Origin of the sequence: Promicromonospora umidemergens, assembly GCF_024171995.1 — a bacterium.
GTDB lineage: Bacteria > Actinomycetota > Actinomycetes > Actinomycetales > Cellulomonadaceae > Promicromonospora > Promicromonospora umidemergens.
Genome location: NZ_JAMTCT010000001.1, coordinates 1 through 18,018, shown reverse-complemented (window position 1 = coordinate 18,018; position 18,018 = coordinate 1). Strand labels below are relative to the sequence as shown.

Below are 18,018 nucleotides of genomic sequence, written 5' to 3'. Positions count from 1 at the left end.
ACCTCTGCGCATGTGACGCTCGCCACAAACTTAAGGCGGCTTGACCGAACGGTGACCTGCTCCGGCAGCGACCGACCGGCCGTGCGGGCGTCAGAGCGAGTAGGCCGCGACCGCGACGGCGACCGTGCCGTCGGCCCGGTCGACGGTGTCGATGTCCAGCGTCCAGCCGTTCTCCGGCGCGTCCGGCTCGCCGTAGCCGACCTGAAGGCACCCGTCGACGTCGACGCAGCCCTCGGCCTGCAGCTCGGTGCCGGGGAGCTCCGTCCGGAGCCACGCGTCGACGTCGGCCTGCGGCGCCACGAAGTCGATGGTCACGAACGCGTCCTGGAAACCGCCCTCCGCGCACTCGGGCTCTGCGCCGGCCGGCAAGGTCTCCAGCCCGGCGGCGCCCAGGGCCTCCGCACAGTCGATGAGGTCGGGCTCGGCGCCGAACGGGTCGTCGGACGTCAGGAAGAGCACGACCACCGCGCTGAACGCGAGCAGCGGCAGCACCACCACACCCAGCACGATCCAGAACCACGCCCTGCGGCGCGGCGCCCTGCGTTCGGTGAGGGGCCGCCCGTAGACGGACTGCTCGTTCATGACCGCAGGTTACCGCCGCCCTCCCCCGTCGACTGCGTCCACCGCCGTCCGCAGCGAGCCAGGGGACCCTGCCGGGCGGGCCCGGCGCGCCGCGCCGGGCGACATGCCGTGGTGCCGCTTGAAGGCCCTGCCGAACGCCGCCTCGGAGCCGTAACCGACGCGGCGGGAGATCGACGCGACCGGGTCGGTGGTGGTCGTCAGCGCCGTGTGCGCCTGCTGCAGCCGCCAGCCGGCCAGGTAACGCATCGGCGGCTCGCCCAGGAGCGCGGTGAACCGCTCGGCGAACGCCGAGCGCGACATCCCCGACTCTCGCGCGAGCTCCACGAGGGTCCAGGCCTGCTCGGGCCGCGCGTGCAGCCTGCTGAGCGCGCGCCCCACGTGCGGGTCCCGCAGCGCGGCGAGCCAGCCGGTGCGTGCCTCGTCGGACGTGCTCAGCCACTGGCGGAGCACGTGGATGACGAGCACGTCGGCGAGCCGCGTCATCACCGCCTCACCGCCCGGCTCAAGGGTCTGCGCCTCGTGGGCCAGCAGCCGCAGCACGGTCCCGAACGCACCAGGCTCGCCGTCCGCCCAGGCGTCCACCCGGATCAGGTCGGGCAGCTCGGCGACCAGCCGGGCGGTGAGCGGCTCGTCGACGGTCATCGCGGCGTAGGCGATCTGCGTGCGCTCGCCGCCGCCACCGAACCGCATGCGCTCGTAGGTCTCGCCGACCCGTTCGACGGGGATGTCGAAGAGCCCGGTGCTCGGCGCGCCGGCCGCGCTCAGCAGCCGGTGCGGCACACCGCGGGTGATCAGCGCGGCGCTGCCGGCCTCAAGAGTGTGCCGCTCGCCCCCGATCTCCAGGACGCACCGCCCGGCGAGCACCACCGGCAGCATCATGCACGGCTCGATCGCGGGGAACGCGACGCCCCACGGCGCCGTCAGGTCGGCCTGGCAGTACAGCGCCCCGGTGAAGCGCAGCAGGTGGAGACCGTCGCCGACGGGGCCGGCCTGACCGGGAGGCGTGTTGACCATGCGTCCAGCCTGGCATGCCGATCTGCCGGACGTCCGGGATCCTGGACGCACGGCACAGGACCGCGGACTCGCGGGGCTGTTCCGTCCGCCCCGCGAAGCCCAGGGTGGACGCATGGACACCAACACCACCACGGACACCACGGACACCACGACCTTCGCCGTCATCGGCGCCACCGGCAAGACCGGGCGCCGGGTCACGGCCCTCCTCGAGGCCGGCGGCCACACCGTCCGCCGGCTCGCCCGCGGCACCACCATCAGGTTCGACTGGGAGCGGCCCGACAGCTGGGCCGGCGCCCTGGACGGCGTCGACCGCCTGTACGTCACCTACGTGCCGGACCTCGCGGCGCCCGGCGCGGACGTCGTGATCACCAGGCTCACCGAGGTGGCCCGCGAGGCCGGTGTGCGACGCGTCGTGCTGCTCTCCGGACGCGGCGAGGAGGGCGCCCGGCGCTGCGAGGAGATCGTGCTCGGCTCCGGCATCCCCGCCACGGTCGTGAGCGCAGGCTGGTTCACCCAGAACTTCACCGAGGGCATGCTGGACAGCGCTCTGCGGACCGGGGTGCTCGCGCTCCCCGCTGGTGACGTGCGGGAGCCGTTCATCTCCGTCGACGACGTCGCCGCGGTGGCCGTCGAGGCGCTCACCTGCGACGGGCACGCGGGCCGCCGGTACGAGGTGACCGGCCCCGAGTCGCTCACCCTGGCCGAGGTGGCCGCGCTGCTCACCGAGATCACCGGGCGCGACGTCCGGTACCTGCCGATGGGCTTCGACGAGTTCCATGCCGCCGTCGCCGCCGAGGCGGGAGCCGAGACCGCGACGCTGCTCACCGAGCTCTGCCGCGAGGTGCTCGACGGCCGCAACGAGACGCCGACCGACGGCGTCCGCCAGGTCCTCGGGCGCGCGCCCAGCGACGTCCGGACCGTGCTCACGGAGGCGCTCGCGCCGGCACGGCCCGTCCTGGTTGCTCCGAGCACGCCATGACCGGGACCGACCCGGGCGTGGCGGCGCGCCGTCAGGCCCGGGTCGGTCGCGGGCGATCCGGGCGGCCTGAATCGTTACCGACGGGGCCCAGCCAAACACCGGTCATCGGCGCATACTTCGAAGAGGCGAACGGACCGTCTCCCGGAGGTGCCCCATGGTCGCCACACACAAGGCCGTGCGAGGCCTGGCCGCTCTCGGCAGCAGCCTGGCTCTCGTGCTCGTCGGGCTCGCCGTCCCCGCAGCTGCCGAGCCCGAGACGCCAGTCGCCTACCGGTCGGCGTCGACCGTGACGCGGGCCGACAGCCTCGGCTTCGACACGTGCACCGCACCGTCGCTGGCGGCGCTGAAGGCATGGAAGGGGACGTCGCCCTACCGGGTCGTCAACATGTACTTCGGTGGCAACAACCGCGGCTGCTCCCAGCCGAACCTGACCGCCGCGTGGGTGCGCGACGCCTCCGCGATGGGCTGGAAGCTGCTGCCCACCTACTTCGGGTACCAGCCGTACTGCATGCGCGGCGACAAGCCGAACCGCTATACCGCTGCCAACGCCACGTCCCGGGGGAACTCTGACGCCACGGACGCCGTCGCGAAGGCCAAGGCCCTTGGCATGCGGTCGGGAAGCGCCCTGTACGCGGACGTCGAGCACTACGACCGCACCGACTCCGCCTGCCGCACGGCGGTGCGGCGGTACGTCTCGGCCTGGACGAAGACGCTGCACTCGTCGGGGTATCTGGCAGGCGTGTACGTCCACCAGGACTCGGGGCTGCGCGACCTCTCGGACTCGTACACCTCCACCACGTACGCCCGGCCGGACGCGGTGTGGATGGCCCGCTGGGACGGCAACGCGTCGCTGTCCGGCTGGCCGACGGCGCCGAACTCGCACTGGGCCGCCGATCAGCGCGCGAAGCAGTACCGCGGTGACCACGACGAGACCTGGGGCGGAGTGAAGATCAACATCGACTCCGACGCGATCGAGGCACCTGTCGCGACCGTCGCACGCACCTACCGGGTGACGAGCAGCACCTCGCTGAACGCCCGCTCCGGGCCGTCCACCTCCTACCCAGTGGTCCGCGCCCATGCACCCGGTTCCTCGCTGTCCGTCGTGTGCCAGGGCACCGGACAGAAGGTCGGCCCGACCACGGTGTGGGACCGGCTCACCACCGGAGCGTGGGTCAGCGACTACTACGTCTCGACACCGTCGAGCACCGGGTTCACCAGGTCGCTGCCCCGCTGCATCTACCCCGGACAGGTCACGACGGACTCGCTCAACGCCCGCACCGGTCCGGGGGTGTCGTACCCGACGACCGGCAGCCCGCTGCGGCGCGGCTCGCTGGCGGCCGTGATGTGCCAGAAGGCAGGCAGCCGGACGGGCACCACCTCGGTATGGAACAAGCTGCGCGACGGGCGCTGGGTCAGCGACTACTACGTGTCGAACCGGTCGAACAGGAGCTGGAGCGCGCCGGTGCCGAGGTGCCTGTGAGGAGCGTCCCTGACGGCTGACCGATCCGAGACTTCCCGGGCCGCCTGGTCAGGCGGGCGCCGATGAGTTCACGACCGGTTCGCCGTCGGACAGGTGGGGCGCCGCCGCGGCGCCCGAACCCGAGACGCTGGAGGGCACCATGACCGAGACGTCCACCCGGACCGGCCGACCAGCTCGGCCGACCGTCGTCGACTGGGACACCTGGCAGGCCACCCGCGAGGAGCTCCTGGCCCGGGAGAAGGCGCACACGCGTGCGGGCGACGCGCTGGCCGCGGCCCGACGCCGGCTGCCGATGGTCGAGCTCGACGGTACGGTCCAGGTTGCCGGAGCTGATGGACCGGTGCCGTTCATCGACCTGTTCCAAGGCCGCGACGAGCTGGTGGTCTACCAGCACATGTGGCACGACGGCGACCCGTTCGAGGGCCAGTGCCCCGGATGCACGATCAACGCCTGGCACATCCAGCAGGCCGCCCCGTATCTCGCCGTGCGCGGGGTCTCGTTCGCGATGCTGACCGAGGGCCCGTGGGACGAGGTCGCCCCGTACCTGGAGTTCATGGGCTACACCGAGCCCTGGTACTCGGTGCGCGAGCTTGCGGCACCGGTGGGCGTGGACATGGGCCACATCGCCTGCTTCCTGCGCGACGGCGACCGCGTGTACCTCACCTACCGGACCACGGGCCGTGGCAACGAGCCGGCCTCCGGGGTGTTCGGACTGCTCGACATGACGCCCTACGGTCGCGGCGAGGCCTGGGAGGACATGCCGGAGGGCTGGCCGGAGGGCCGGGCCTCCTGCTGGTACTGGGCCACGGACGCCGACGGCGGCGCCACCTGGGGACCGACCAGCCGGCCCGTGCCCCAGTGGACGCGTCCGGGGGCGGCGCCGGTCGTGCCCGGCGCCGGGCACGAGCACCACCACTGAGGCGCGTCCGAGGCGCGACAGCACAGAGGGCCTGGACCTGCGGAGATCCGCGGGTCCAGGCCCTCCGGCCACCGGGCGGGCCGGCATGGGCGCTAGATGATGCTGCGCCCCTCAGCCTTGGCCGCGCGCAGCTCGCGGTAGAAGGCGCGCCCGATCACGAAGAGCACGCCGGCCACGACGAGCGGCCAGACCAGCACGTAGAGCGTGAGCAGGACTGTCATGAGATCTCCCCTCGGGCCGCGACAGGCTCACCCTGGCGCGGCTGGTCGTCCAGGCTCTTCGTGCCCGGTTCGGTGTCGAAGTCGCCGGTGCGCTCCTTGATGAGCGCGAAGTCGAACGTCCCCTTGTTCAGCAGGGTCAGTCCGACGCAGACGATCGTGCTCACCGCGTAGGCCACGAGCGATCCGGACAGCACCGGGTAGGTGTGCAGGAACCCGATCGCGAACGGCGCCGCCACCAGTGTCGCGACCGTGCCCACCACCAGCGCGACCCGCTTGCCGAAGAAGCCGAAGGCCATCAGGCCGAGCACGATCCCGACGCCGACGGTGGACAGGACGTCAGAGACGAGCCCCAGCCCACCGGAGAGGTCGACCCACGAGAAGCGGACCGGCAGGAAGGCCGCGAGGCCCGCCACGACCGCGACGCTGAAGGCGAGGTTCGTGACGCGGCCCCAGTAGAAGCTCGCGATGACGGGGAACACGAGCGCTCCCCACAGCGCGCCGACGAACACCAGCAGGTCCAGGATGTTCAGCTTGAACCCTGCGAAGACAAGTGCTGCCGCTATCGCCACGACCATGGTGAGCCGGCCGATGAGGACCATCGTGCGCGGGTTGGCGCGCTTCTTCCCGGCGATGTTCTGGCCGTAGACGTCCGTCATGACGATCGACGAGAGGGCTGTGAGGTCGGAGTCCGCCGTCGACGACAGCGAGCCGATGATCATCACGAAGAACAGGCACAGGAGCGCGGGGTTCAGATAGGTGGCGGCCATCTGCGGGATCAGGTTGTTCAGGTCGCCGCCCAGCGGCTCGACGCCCGCGTACAGGGCGATGACGCCGAGCATCCCGACGCCGATGATCGTCGCCCCGTAGCCGAACGTCGCGGTGACGAAGGTCTTCTTGATGAGGTCTTCCCGGACCGCGAAGAGCCGCTGGGCGATCGTCTGGTTACCGATCGCGTAGGCCAGCACCGCCGCTATGTACGGCGCGCCCTGGTTGAAGAACGCGTCCGAGGAGAAGAAGTCCTGCTGCTGCGGCGTGAGGTTCTCCGCGCCGCTCTCGAACAGGCCTGGGCCGCCGGCGGCGAAGAACACGACCGGGATGATCACCACTACCGCGCCGAGCATGGCGAGCACCTGGGCGAAGTCGGTCAGCACCGAGGCACGGAACCCGGACCAGAGCGTGTACAGGAGCACGCCGGCCGCGATCGCGATGATGCCCTGCGTGAAGGTGTAGGGCGTGAGCAGGTCGATGAGCGCTCCGCCGGCGATGAGGTTCGACGTCAGGCTGATCACGCTGCCGAGCACGTTGGAGCCCGCGAGCATGAGCTGGCTCGAGCGGCCGTGCCGGGCGAACATGACCTCGGCGATCGTGTGCGCGCGGGGTGCCACGGCACGGATCCTGCGCCCGAAGGGGTAGATGAGCAGGATCATGAGGGCGCCCCAGAGCCCGTAGTGGATGGGGCCGGAGATCCCGTACGTGTAGCCGGAGGTGGCGGACGCGTACATCGACGACGCCCAGATCCAGGTGGCGGTCATCGAGGCGGCGGAGATGCCGAACCCGATGTTCCCGCCGCCGGTCATATAGCCGTCCGCGTTCTCCTTCTTCTTGCTGATGCGGACCGACATGTAGAAGCTGCCGCCGAAGAACAGCAGCATGAGGAGGACCACGACGGGCCCGGAAAGTTGTTGTAGGTCGCCCAAGGCGTTCTCACTTTCTCGTCAGGAACCGGGCCGGAATCGGACCGGATGAACGGGTGCAGTGGGAACGGCAGCTAAGTGGGCGAGACCCGCCGTGGACGTACTGGGCGAGCCCCGCAGGCTCGGGTGGTGCTGTGCTGTGCTGGCCGGCAGAAGAGCACAGAGCTCCTTTCGTTCATCGCGGTGCGGGCCAGGGCGCACGACGGCGCAGGCCAGCGACCTTCGGGTGCCGGCACAGGCAGTGCCGGCGAGGCGGTGACGGACCCTGGGGGCTCACGCAAGGGCGCGGCGGCGACGCGGGGCCGGGGAGTTCCACCGGTGCAGCGCTGGGCGCTGGCGAAGGCGGTCCGTCGGGAATGTTTCTACCATAGAAACGCACTGCGATGCCCAAATCGTTCTATCCATGAGCCTCGCGGGTCAAGATGGGTCAAACGCTGTTCGCCGGTTGGTGTTGAGCAGCGGGGAGCAGTCCGCCGCGGACGGACTGTCCGTGGAGCGGCCGAGCGCGGCGTGGCGAAGGCGCACCCGATGCTCGTTACGATCACGGCGTGCCGGTTCCCCTGCCCCTACCTGGGCTCTCGTTCACCGCGATCGACTTCGAGACAGCCAATCCGAACAAGGCGTCCGTGTGCGCTGTCGGTGTCGCCCGGGTGCGGGACGGTCAGGTCGTCGAGACCCACGGAACGCTCGTGCGACCACCGATCGGCTACGACGATTTCGGGTTCTACAACGTCCGCGCCCACGGGATCCAGGCCCAGCACGTCGCGAGCGCCCCGTCGTGGGAGGCCGTGCACGCGACGATCGTCGACTTCATCGGCGCCGACCCGATCGTGGCCTACAACGTGCCCGCCGACCGGCCCATGTTCGAGAAGGCGTCAGCGGTCTACCGGCTCACGGCGCCGCCCAACGAATGGGTCGACGCGCTCCGGATGGCGAGGCGGCACCTGACGCTGCCGAAGTACTCGTTGCCGCAGGTCACCACTGCGCTCGGGCTGCCATCCTTCACCCACCACGACGCGCTCGCCGACACGATCGCCGCCGCGCACGTGACGGTCGCGCTGTGCCATCAGGCTGGGCTCGCGGCGTTCCACGGCTCGGACGTGCTCGCCGGCGTCACCCTCGCTCGTCGTCCGGGCGCAGGTTGGCGAACAGGTCGTTGAAGGCCTCGGTCATGGACGGGTGGGTGTAGATCTCGTCGCGCAGCTCGCCGGCCGTGATGCCGTGGCGCATGGCGAGCGCGACCGTGTTGATGGTCTCGTGGGAGTCGTGGCTGAGCATCGTGACGCCGAGGACCTGGTCGGTCTCGGCGTCGACGACGGCCTTCATCATGCCGCGGGGATCGTGCACGATCCGTGCTCGCGGGACGGTCGCCATGTCGGCCACCTGGCGCCTCGCGACGAGCAGCGGACGGCCGGAGGCGCGGGCCTCGGCCTCCGTGAGGCCGACCCGGGCCAGGGGTGGCGTCATGAAGAGCGCGAGGGCGACGGCCTTGCGGTCCGCCGTCGTGCGCCGCCCCTCTCCGACCAGGTGGTCGAGCACGATGCGGTAGTCGTCGAGCGAGACGTAGGTGAACTGCGGGCCGCCGTTGACGTCGCCGACCGCATAGACGTGCGGCTGTGTGGTCCGCAGGTGCTCGTCGACGACGACGGCGCCGCGGTCGTCGGTCTCGATCCCCGCCGCGTCCAGGCCGAGGCCAGTGGTGTGGGGACGGCGTCCGACCGCGGCGAGCACCGTGTCGGCCCGGACGATCTGCTCCGCACCGTCCTGGTCGGTGTACCTGACCAGTGCGCAGGCGTCGTCGTCCTCGATGTGGGTCACGCTGGTACCGGTGCGGATGGTGACGCCCGCCTCGATGAGGATCTCCGCGGCAGCGGCGGCGATGTCGTCGTCCTCGGTGCGCAGGATGCGCTCCCCGCGTTCAAGGAGGGTCACGTTGGCGCCGAAGGCGGCGTGCATGGAGGCGAACTCGACGGCGACGTACCCCCCGCCGATGACGACCAGGTCGTCGGGGCGTTCAGCGCGAGCGAGCAGCCCGGTGCTCGTGACCACGTGCGTGCTCTCGCTCAGGCCCGGGACGGGCGGGACCTCCGGGTCGGCACCGGTGTTGATGACGATGGTCCTGGCGGTGACGTGCAGGGTGTCGTCGCCCGCCTGGACCCTCAGGGTGTGCGGGTCGGCGAAGGTCGCGGTCCCGGTGATCACGGTGACGGATTCGCGGGTGTCGAGCATGGCGAAGTTCTTGCCACGCATCATGGCGGTCAGGGTCTCCGTGCGCTGCGCCGCGCGGTGGTACCGGGTGGGTCCGGGCAGGGAGTCCGCGCCGTGCTCCGCGTCGTGCACGAGGGCCTTGGTGGGGACGCACCCGATGTTGATGCACGTGCCGCCGTACATCTGGTCCGACTGCTCGATCATGACGACACGGGCACCCCGTCCGGCCATGGCGGCGGCGAGGGTCTTGCCCCCTTTGCCGAAGCCGATGACGGCCAGGTCGACGTCGAGCTCGGCGGGCAGGCCGGCGGGCAGGGGCGTGCTGGTCAGGTCAGTGCGGTCAGCCATGCGTCGAGTGTGCCCGGCGGACCTGGTCGCCACCAGCGCAGTCCGGCCCTCGCGCGTGGTCAGGCCGGCGACCTCTGGTGCGCCCGTCCCTGGACCAGGCACAGCGGTCGCGGGGCGCTCAGCGCCGAGATCTGACCGGCTCGCCCCGGCGTCGGATGCGCTTCACGATGCTCCAGGTCGCGACCTTGTGAAGGCGCGAGTCGATCACCAGGAGCCGGTAGACCGCACCGAGCACACCCGGGAAGGTCGCGTCGGTGTGCGCCTCCAGACGCGTGCCGTCGCCGTCGGGCACCAGCCGGAAGGTGAGGGTGTAGACCGAGAAACGGTGGACGCCGTCGAGCACGAGGCAGCCCGGCGGGTCCGCCGCCGTGACCTGGAATCCCGGCACCACCGAGCCGGCCGCGAGCGGGCGCGGGCCCGAGGCCCGCGTATCGCGGCAGTTGATGGCTCGTACGTACCAGTCCGGCTGCCCGAGTACCTCGACCTGGTCCAGGACCGCGCGCCACACCGCCTCGGGCGGAGCACCGATCGTCGTGGCACGCACGTCGCGGTAACGCCGCAGACCAGCCATGCTGGGACCCTACCGGCGCGGGCGCTCATGCGCCGCCATCACCGACCCGTCATCAGACGACATGCGCGCCAGCTGTCGCCGCAGCGCTCCGCCTTGCACGCACGGCGCTACGTGAGACTCTTGATCCAGAGCCGAATGCGCAGCAAGCTTCAATCTCATGAGTCAAGGCAACGAGTCCGCGCGAATGCGCTTTCGCCTCCCTGTTGACCGGAGCACCAACTCGGCAATCATCGTAGGCGGGTTCATCATCATGGGAAACTTGCTGGCCTCCATAGACGACACGACCGGCAGCGAAATCCTCGTAGTCCCGGCAGACGCGAGACCGTGATCCCCATCGTGAGGCCCACCACCCAGATTCGCAGGTCGGCCGCGTCTCATCTGCCACAGAGATAGTACGGCGCATATTGGCGCATCCGGGAATTCGCCGAGACGGCGGAAACCCGTCGAGGTCGCACTGTAGCGACCAGGCCCTTCGGTGACTTCTCCGCTCTACCAACGGCACCCCGGCGCGCGACGGCTCGATGAACACACCGCACCTTCCTTCGGCGCGAGGGAAAAGATCAATCCGATGAGCCTTCAGCACGCCCACCCACGCCATCAGCGAACAGGCATCCGTCCGGTGACGCCGGCTGCGAAACCTGAAAGGAAGCACACATGAACGAGCCCTCGGCTTCTCCTCTTCTCCTCTTCTCTCCGGCACGTCCTACATGGACCTCTTCTACGCCGAGATCGAGCGCATCGGTCTCCATGTTCGAGACACACAGATCACCGGAATCTGTGAGGCGATGAAGGTCGCCTACACGTGCCGGGCCTCCGGCGGCCGGATCTTCTCGCACGTCCTGGTGGGACATTTTGCTATGTTCGCGGCGAATGCCGGCCTTCCTGGTCAGCCCTCGGTGCTGCCACAGCGTGCCGACCGGAAGATCTCGGCGGACTACGACCAGATGAAACCGGGCGACTTCCTGCTCACGAACGGTGCGTCGCTCATCAACCCCGACAAAGGAACCATTCCCGATGTCGGCCCCGACGAGGCTCGCGCCCGTGGCGCGTACACCGTCGGTATCACCTGCAGCTACGCCCGCTTCTACAAGACCCCTGTCGGAGCCTTCCTGCCGGTCAAGATGGGCACCTCGCTCGAGCAGATCTGCGACCGTGTGCTCGACAGCGGCTGCACCTGGAGCGCCGGCGTGATCTCGACCCCGGCAATTCCAGAGTTCAAGATCATCTCTTCCAGCGGCATCTCGCAGTTCCTCGTCTACTGGGCCTGTACGGCTGCTCTGTGCACGCAGATCAGTACCGAAGGATCCGACGACGGCGCCGACGCGGCTCGCGAGTACCTCGACCACGCCCTGAGGAGCTTCGAACGTATCCGCCGGCGTGAGTTCGAGGTGATCGACCGGGTGGCGCGCGCCTGGACCGACCGCATCCTGCGCTCCGCGAGGGCCGCAGACCGCCCACGCCTTCTCGTGTACGGGCATGCACAGACCGGAACGCCCTACGAAGGCACTCAGAGCATGTTCGTCAACGAGGCCTACGAGACGGCTGCCGGCAGCATGATCATGCAGCCGTACGACTTGTACAAGACGCAGCTCAAGGCCAACGACATAGTGCTCATCGGCGCGATCAGCGCCGACAACAGCGACGAGATCCAGGTCGCGAAGCACGCCAAGCAGGTCGGCGCCATGGTCGTCGCCTTCGGCCCCTTCGATGGACATGGGGGTACCGACCCGCTCAACAAGCACGTGGATCTCGCCATCAGCACGCACAGCGGTGACGGCGCGGGTGTCCTCGACATCCCGGGCTTTGACGAGCCGGTGTGCCCGGTCAGCGGGATCTCGGGGAATCTGGTGCTCTGGCTCCTGACTGCTCAATGGACCTATCGCATGGTCGAACGCGGCCAGACGCCCAACTACTGGCAGAACTACTGGGAGGTCGGGGCGAGCGAGTACGACGACCGGGCCCACGCGAACTTTCTGGAACGCGGCTACTGAAACCCTCTCGGCAGTACTCCGCAGCCATCCCTTTTCGAGCATGGAGGCCTCAACATGTCCAACTCGCCTGCGAGCACCGGTTCCCGTCCCATAGTGCTCAGTGACCGTCAAGGATTCGACCGGCGCTGGTTCGCCTCGAAGCTCGAGGCGGTCTATGTGCCCAAGAACGATACCGAGGCGGTCTCACAGATCACCGACGCCATCTCCCGTCACGGGCGCGACGTCAAGGTCGTGTCCGGACGCCACTGCTACGAGAACTTCGTCTACAACGGCTCGACCAGGGCCATCATCGACATGTCCTCGATGAACCGTGTCGGCTGGGACAAAGAGCGGTCTGCGTTCTTCGTCGAGGCAGGCTGTGAGAACTGGTCCGTCTACCGAGCCTTGCTGAACGGTTTCAACAAGACACTTCCCGGAGGAACCTGCTACTCGGTCGGTGCCGGGGGCCACATCACCGGCGGTGGATACGGGCTCCTGTCGCGACTGCACGGTCTGGTCGTCGACCACCTCAGCGCGGTCGACATCGTGACCTGGAACGACTCGTCCAAGAAGGCCGAGCTGCACCACGTGTCGGCGACCAGCACGAAGGACGAGCAAGAGCTCTTCTGGGCCCTCCGGGGGGCCGGCTGCGGGAACTTCGGTGTCATCCTGCGCTACTACTTCAATGAGTTGCCCGAGGCCCCGGAGCTCGCCTCGATCTACACCCTCTCCTGGGACTGGTCATCGGTCGACACGGCTTCCTTCGCGGACCTGCTCGCCTACTACGCAGAGTTCGTGGGTGACATGCCCGAGACCGAGTTCAGCCTGCTGAAGCTGACGCATGTATCGGCCGGGCAGCTCGGCATGACGGTCCAGGCCGTCTCCCCCGCAGGGACCACTCTCCTCGACCACCGGGCCGAGACCGAGCGACGGTACCGAGAGGCGCGAACGCGTTTCGGGGCGATCGTCGACCATACGCCGTTGCGGAACCCGCTCGGCGGCCATCCGGGGTGGATGACAGACCTCATAGGCAACGAGAAGGTGCAACACGTCACCTACCTCGAAGCGCTGCAGACCATGAACGGGTCGGGTCCCAACCAGTTCGGCAAGTACAAGTCCGCGTACATGAACAAGGCCTTTCCCTCGGATCAGGTCGACAAGATCTACCGCTGGCTCAACACGACGCCGGAAGGTGTTTCCACGTCGGACATGAGCCAGAGTCTCTTGCAGGTCGACAGCTACGGGGGCGCCATCAACCGGGTCGCCTCCGACGTGACTGCGGTTCCCCAGCGCAGCGCCATCATGAAGCTGCAGTATCAGACCTACTGGCTCAATGACGCGCGTCCTGGCGAGGGAAGCCACGCTCCCTACGACGCCCAGACCGAAGCCCATCTTGGATGGATCAACGAGTTCTACCGAGACGTCTACGCCGAGTACGGCGGGACTCCCAACCCGGCCAAGGATCCGAGCGGAACGGTCGCAGGGGCGTACTACAACTATCCGGACAGCGTTCTCGGCACACATGCCAAGGGCACCGTCGATGACGCGCTGCGGCTCTACTTCCTCGACAACTTCCGCAAGAACGAGCGGAACCTCGTTGCCGTGAAGCGCCGCTGGGACTCGGCGGACATCTTCCATCACGGGCAGTCGATCCCGGTGGAGTGATGTGAGCTCACCACGTCTGGCCCGCCGTCCGAGGTCGCCCGACGGCGTCGGGCGACCTCGGACGGCGGGCTATTGCCGAAGATAGGTGAGAACCGCTTGCACCCGCTTGTGCGTGGTGTCGTCCACGCTGAGCTGGAGCTTGGCGAAGATGCGGTTGATGTGCTTGGCGACCGCCGCCTCGGTGATGACCAGTGCGACGGCGATAGCGGTGTTCGTCCTGCCCTCGGCCATGAGGGCAAGCACCTCCGTCTCGCGGGGCGTCAGCTCCTCGAGAAGTAGATGCCGTGCACGATGTCCCGGAGCTCGTCGATGGCCCGTTGCGCATCGGCGTGGGCCTGATCGATGAGCGGCGTGACGTCGTCGTCGCGGTCATATTGATAGCGCAGGGTGCCGAGTGTCATGACGAGAGAGGTCAGCTGTTGCTGGGCGCCGTCGTGCAGATCGCGTTCGATCCGCCGTCGTTCATCGTCGAAGGCGGTCGTCAGTCGCGCGCGGGAGCGAGTGAGGTCGTCCAGCCGCTCCGCGATCTCGTCGGCGGGCTCGCTGACGAGCTGGCGCGTGAGGTATCGCTGCCCCTCGGCGGCAAGCGTGACGAGATACAGACCGAGCGCCAGGATCAAGAGTCCCAGCGCGGCAGATCCAACATGGGCGAGGGGATCGTCGTCGGCCGCCGACGTCGGCAGGTCCGAAAAGGCGGTGACAGCGGCTCGCGTCGCCGCTGCCCGATGGAGACGGTGAGCGTGCTGCAGATGACGAACACTGCGATCGTCAAGGACAGGAACGCGATCACCATCACGAACTGGCCGGACCCGCCGGCGAGCTCGGCCTGACGCGGATCGAGCTGCAGGCTCCCCGCGCGATCCTCGCCGGTGAAGACCTGGAGGCCGGGAACAGCGTTCCGCAGCGCTTCGGCGTCGGTCAGGGAGACCAGCGCCGCGACCGGAGCGCCGCCGAACCGTGCCACGGCCTCGTCGGTGAAGAACAAGGCGTGCTCGAACTGCTCTCCCGGACGCCGCACGATGCCGCTCACCGTGAGCTCTTCGGTGCTCGCGGCGAGCACGACCGGAACGCTGTCGCCGACGCTGACTCCGGCGGGCATCGCCACGGACTCGTCCACCGCTACCTCACCTGGCCGGCTCGGTTCCCGGCCCGCGACGAGCGACGCGCTGTCGGCGACCGCCGTCGACCACGGATGCCCCCACGAACGCGTGAAGGCATCGCCGGTCACCGTGCCGTCGGGCGCGACCAGATACGCGGGGAACGGCGACTCCAGCGTGACCGCGGTGACCCCGGGTGCTCGGCGAACGTCGTCGATCTGCTGGGGGCTCAGTTGCGGCATGGACGGCAGGTCGAGTGCGAGACCGCTGTTCAGCTGGACGCTCGCGGGCGGCTTGACGACAGCATCGACGCCGTCGAACCGCCAGCTCGTCACGCTCGCTGCCCCTTGCTGTTCCTGCGAACCGGCGACCAGCAAGCCTGCCGTCACCAGCGACGAGCCCACGACGACCGAGAGCAGGGCGGCGAGGATGGCGAGCTTCCGTGCCGCCAGACTGCGCCAGGCGAGAGTGATCATGCCGCTGACCCCCTGGAGGCCAGGCGGGCCAGGACGCCGTCGGCCGACGGGTCCTGGAGCTCACCGTCCACCCGGCCGTCCCGGAGGAACACGACTCGATCGGTGCCCGCGGCAGCGACGGGATCGTGCGTCACCATCACCACCGTCTGGCCGAACCGCTCGACCGCCAGACGCAAGAAGCTCAGCACCTCACTGCTGGCATGCGAGTCCAGGTTGCCCGTGGGCTCGTCGGCGAGGACGACCGCCGGGCGGTGTGCCAGCGCCCGGGCGATCGCCACACGCTGCTGTTGTCCACCGGACAGCTCGCTGGGCCGATGCTTCAGGCGATCGCCGAGCCCAAGGACCTCCACCAGATGGGACATCCACTCGCGCTGGATCCGGGGTCCACCGATGCGCTCGCTCAGAGTGATGTTCTCTTCGGCGGTCAGGGTCGGGATCAGGTTGAACGCCTGGAAGACGAACCCGAGCCGGTCGCGGCGCAACGTCGTCAGCTGCGCGTCCGAAAGACGCGCGAGATCTGTTCCGGCGACATGGACCGACCCCGAGCCTGGCCGCTCGAGACCCGCGAGGCAGTGCAGCAGGGTCGACTTGCCCGATCCCGACGCCCCCATGATCGAGGTGAACCGACCCGCCTCGAACGCGACCGATACGCGATCCAGTGCGGTGACCACGGCTGGTTGATGACCGAAGGTACGGGTGAGCTCGGCTGTGCGCACGGCGGGCGAGGGCCCGTCGCTCGACGAGGCTCCGGACGACGGTGGTGGAACCGATTGCGAGGAGGGGAACGACATGTGTTCATCCCACGCCAGTCGTGCGCCGGGGTCGATGGCGCTGGCGACTGTCTCGGCGGTAACGCTGGCACTACCGCCCAACCGGACAAGGCCGGCCAGCATCCCTTGGGCCGGAACTTCAGGGGCCTTTCTGGCACCGCATCGGACCAGCGATGGATGCCCGCTATCCTGGGCGGCAGTGGACAGGGAACAGACCCGCGCGCCTGAGCGCCCCACGCGCCGGTTAGCGCAGCATACGGACGCCGTGATCGCCGCCGTCCTCGCGGCGATCCTAGGCGGCGTCGCCACCGCATGGGGCGAAGACCTGATCGGCTCCGACAGTCCCGATCCCGGATCATCCGAGCTTGAGGCGCAAGTTCGCGACCTCGGAACGACCAACGATCAGCTCGAGGACGAGCTGGCCGCCCTCCGCGACCAGAACAGCAGCCTGGACCGCGAGCTGGACGACCTCGACGAGCAGAACCAGGAGCTGCGCGAGGAGAACGAGCGCCTGCGCAGCGAGGCGGACGACGGCGCAGCGCCCCAGGAGCCGGACGGCGACGGAGACGCCCCGGAGAAGGCCGCGGGCGATCCGCCCGGGGCGGTGGTCCTGGACATCCGGCGCCAGACGGACTCGCCCGTCCAGGTGATGCTCCACAGCTGCCTCGACCTGGACAGCACCTCAGCCGACTGGGGTGCGGCGTCGGTCTTCCAGGACCTCTGCTACGGCGACGCCGGCGTCGAGGGGGTTCGGCTCACGGTCATGAGCAGCACCCCCAGCCGGGCCGACTGCGAAGCACTGACGACCTGGCAGCAGACGATCAGCCACGACGCCGTCGTCGAAGGAATGCACCTGTGCGTGCAGACGAACCAGCGCCGCACGGCGTACGCGCGACTCGCAGCGCTCGACCGCAGCGCCGAGACCGTCGCGTTCGACATCGTCGTCTGGGAGCCGACGTAGATCGGTCGGAACCGCTGTGGCCCGACGCGACCCCGACTGGGCCACGAGCCGGTCAGGGCAACTTGTACCGACCGACGTGCGGCTGGATCTGCATACTGGCGGGCACCTGCTCGTGGACCGGGACCGCCCTCTTGGGCAGCGAGTGAGAGAAGTTCGTTCGGCACGTGGGCGTCGTAGGCCTCTGCCGCCTGGCGGGCACGGACGCGTCAGGACAGTTGGAGGATTGGCTCCTGCTGGGCCCTCCCCGTGGCTGAACCTGCACCTGACGAATCACACACCGGTTGCACGCGACTACGAGAAACGGCGGCTGGCGGTGCGTGGCGGCGCAAGGCGGCAGTGCCGGTCAGCTGCCCTTTCGGCGTATCCGCCGGGTCGGAGCAGTCAGGCGATCAGAAGTTGATCATGTGGTTTGGTGGCGCGGGATCGTTGGGATTCTGCGGTTTCTAGGTTAGCCGGGGCGGGGCGTGCCTGCTGCGTGCCACACCGGAAGCGGGCAGCCGAGGCGCGTGGCCAGATCGCATTCCTGTGCTTGGACAAGGGGTCCCCACCCGAGACACACACGGGCGACCGTGATCGTGACTTACGATCTCAGGCACAGCGCGCGACACGCGCGTGATCAGGCAGGTTGGCATCGGCGCTCGTCACAGTTGCGACTCTATCCCGCTGCCCCGGCCTGGTTCACCGCAGCAAGACCGGTAGGTTTCTCGCTGTCTCACGCTGACTTTGCCGGGCGACGGTCAGCGCTGCATGGAAGCCGCTGTGCTTGTTCTTGTCGAGGTTGAGTGGCAGGACGAGTTCCGAGATGAGCTTGGACTCGATGAGCCACGGCTCTGGGGCGACGTACCAACAGACTCGTGCGTGCTCATCCATCCACGCAGAAAGGGCCGTTTCACCGTCACTGAACGTCAGCCGTTCGGTGCGACCCACACGGCGCAACTGCAGTCCTGAGGGGCCCTAAGAATTTCGGACAGTTGATTCCGATGATTCTTACGCCGCGATATTCGCCGTGTGCCAGGCTTCTTCGACTTCGTTCGGTGTACGGTAACCGAGCGTGGAGTGGAGC

General features: G+C 68.8%; 18 protein-coding genes. 7 read left to right on the top strand and 11 right to left on the bottom strand.

The window, feature by feature from the left end; translation table 11 throughout:
• Positions 1–90: 90 nt before the first annotated feature.
• Together APR04_RS00085 and APR04_RS00080 are read right to left on the bottom strand one after the other, a co-directional pair.
• Positions 91–582, bottom strand: coding sequence for a hypothetical protein (locus APR04_RS00085; protein ID WP_253866922.1), 492 nt, complete (start codon positions 580–582; stop codon positions 91–93).
• A 9-nt stretch (positions 583–591) separates the two neighbouring features.
• Entirely contained in the window at positions 592–1,596 is a 1,005-nt protein-coding gene (locus APR04_RS00080; protein WP_253866920.1) for an AraC family transcriptional regulator, read from the bottom strand.
• A 112-nt stretch (positions 1,597–1,708) separates the two neighbouring features.
• Between APR04_RS00080 and APR04_RS00075 the strand changes: the two genes are divergently transcribed.
• The 3 genes from APR04_RS00075 to APR04_RS00065 all read left to right on the top strand — a co-directional run bounded on the left by APR04_RS00075 (position 1,709) and on the right by APR04_RS00065 (position 4,974).
• Positions 1,709–2,575 (top strand): NAD(P)H-binding protein, encoded by an 867-nt coding sequence (locus APR04_RS00075; protein WP_253866918.1) that lies wholly within the window; start codon positions 1,709–1,711, stop codon positions 2,573–2,575.
• Positions 2,576–2,729: 154 nt separating this feature from the next.
• On the top strand, positions 2,730–4,055 hold the full coding sequence (locus tag APR04_RS00070; RefSeq protein WP_253866917.1) for a glycoside hydrolase domain-containing protein: 1,326 nt from the start codon (positions 2,730–2,732) through the stop codon (positions 4,053–4,055).
• Between the two features lie 139 nt (positions 4,056–4,194).
• Positions 4,195–4,974 (top strand): DUF899 family protein, encoded by a 780-nt coding sequence (locus tag APR04_RS00065; RefSeq protein ID WP_253866914.1) that lies wholly within the window; start codon positions 4,195–4,197, stop codon positions 4,972–4,974.
• A gap of 92 nt (positions 4,975–5,066) precedes the next feature.
• On the opposite strand, the gene APR04_RS00060 is transcribed toward APR04_RS00065, so the two are convergent.
• Positions 5,067–5,195 (bottom strand): putative transporter small subunit, encoded by a 129-nt coding sequence (locus tag APR04_RS00060; RefSeq protein ID WP_253866912.1) that lies wholly within the window; start codon positions 5,193–5,195, stop codon positions 5,067–5,069.
• Positions 5,192–6,847, bottom strand: a complete 1,656-nt coding sequence (locus tag APR04_RS00055) for a sodium:solute symporter family protein (protein ID WP_253866911.1) — start codon at positions 6,845–6,847, stop codon at positions 5,192–5,194. Before APR04_RS00055 ends, APR04_RS00060 begins: the two co-directional genes overlap by 4 nt.
• A 590-nt stretch (positions 6,848–7,437) precedes the next feature.
• Between APR04_RS00055 and APR04_RS00050 the strand changes: the two genes are divergently transcribed.
• Complete coding sequence (locus tag APR04_RS00050; protein ID WP_253866909.1) at positions 7,438–8,049, top strand: exonuclease domain-containing protein; 612 nt, start codon at positions 7,438–7,440, stop codon at positions 8,047–8,049.
• Here the strand turns inward: APR04_RS00050 and APR04_RS00045 are convergent.
• Both APR04_RS00045 and APR04_RS00040 read right to left on the bottom strand, forming a co-directional pair.
• A complete protein-coding gene (locus tag APR04_RS00045) occupies positions 8,003–9,445 on the bottom strand; it encodes an FAD-dependent oxidoreductase (protein WP_253866902.1) in 1,443 nt (480 codons plus the stop codon). The genes APR04_RS00050 and APR04_RS00045 overlap by 47 nt on opposite strands.
• 118 nt (positions 9,446–9,563) lie before the next feature.
• Positions 9,564–10,016 carry an SRPBCC family protein gene (locus APR04_RS00040; RefSeq protein ID WP_253866899.1) on the bottom strand — a complete coding sequence of 151 codons (453 nt, stop codon included), beginning with the start codon at positions 10,014–10,016 and terminating at the stop codon, positions 9,564–9,566.
• 707 nt (positions 10,017–10,723) lie between these two features.
• Between APR04_RS00040 and APR04_RS00035 the strand changes: the two genes are divergently transcribed.
• Both APR04_RS00035 and APR04_RS00030 read left to right on the top strand, forming a co-directional pair.
• Complete coding sequence (locus APR04_RS00035; protein WP_253866889.1) at positions 10,724–12,007, top strand: phosphoheptose isomerase family protein; 1,284 nt, start codon at positions 10,724–10,726, stop codon at positions 12,005–12,007.
• Positions 12,008–12,061: 54 nt separating this feature from the next.
• Complete coding sequence (locus APR04_RS00030) at positions 12,062–13,651, top strand: FAD-binding oxidoreductase (RefSeq protein ID WP_253866887.1); 1,590 nt, start codon at positions 12,062–12,064, stop codon at positions 13,649–13,651.
• Positions 13,652–13,720: 69 nt separating this feature from the next.
• On the opposite strand, the gene APR04_RS00025 is transcribed toward APR04_RS00030, so the two are convergent.
• The 4 genes from APR04_RS00025 to APR04_RS00010 are packed head-to-tail and all read right to left on the bottom strand — an operon-like array spanning position 13,721 to position 16,015.
• Positions 13,721–13,882, bottom strand: coding sequence for a LuxR C-terminal-related transcriptional regulator (locus tag APR04_RS00025; RefSeq protein ID WP_372496031.1), 162 nt, complete (start codon positions 13,880–13,882; stop codon positions 13,721–13,723).
• A gap of 29 nt (positions 13,883–13,911) precedes the next feature.
• Positions 13,912–14,271 (bottom strand): histidine kinase, encoded by a 360-nt coding sequence (locus tag APR04_RS00020; RefSeq protein WP_253866884.1) that lies wholly within the window; start codon positions 14,269–14,271, stop codon positions 13,912–13,914.
• Complete coding sequence (locus APR04_RS00015; RefSeq protein ID WP_253866883.1) at positions 14,268–15,224, bottom strand: ABC transporter permease; 957 nt, start codon at positions 15,222–15,224, stop codon at positions 14,268–14,270. Before APR04_RS00015 ends, APR04_RS00020 begins: the two co-directional genes overlap by 4 nt.
• Positions 15,221–16,015, bottom strand: a complete 795-nt coding sequence (locus APR04_RS00010; protein WP_253867960.1) for an ABC transporter ATP-binding protein — start codon at positions 16,013–16,015, stop codon at positions 15,221–15,223. The genes APR04_RS00015 and APR04_RS00010 overlap by 4 nt, the downstream gene beginning before the upstream one ends.
• Before the next feature lie 244 nt (positions 16,016–16,259).
• Here APR04_RS00010 and APR04_RS00005 point away from each other — a divergent pair, with 244 nt between their 5' ends.
• Positions 16,260–16,955, top strand: coding sequence for a hypothetical protein (locus tag APR04_RS00005; RefSeq protein ID WP_253866882.1), 696 nt, complete (start codon positions 16,260–16,262; stop codon positions 16,953–16,955).
• Positions 16,956–17,633: 678 nt separating this feature from the next.
• Here the strand turns inward: APR04_RS00005 and APR04_RS31230 are convergent.
• Positions 17,634–17,882 (bottom strand): GIY-YIG nuclease family protein, encoded by a 249-nt coding sequence (locus tag APR04_RS31230; protein WP_372496029.1) that lies wholly within the window; start codon positions 17,880–17,882, stop codon positions 17,634–17,636.
• Between the last annotated feature and the right edge of the window lie 136 nt (positions 17,883–18,018).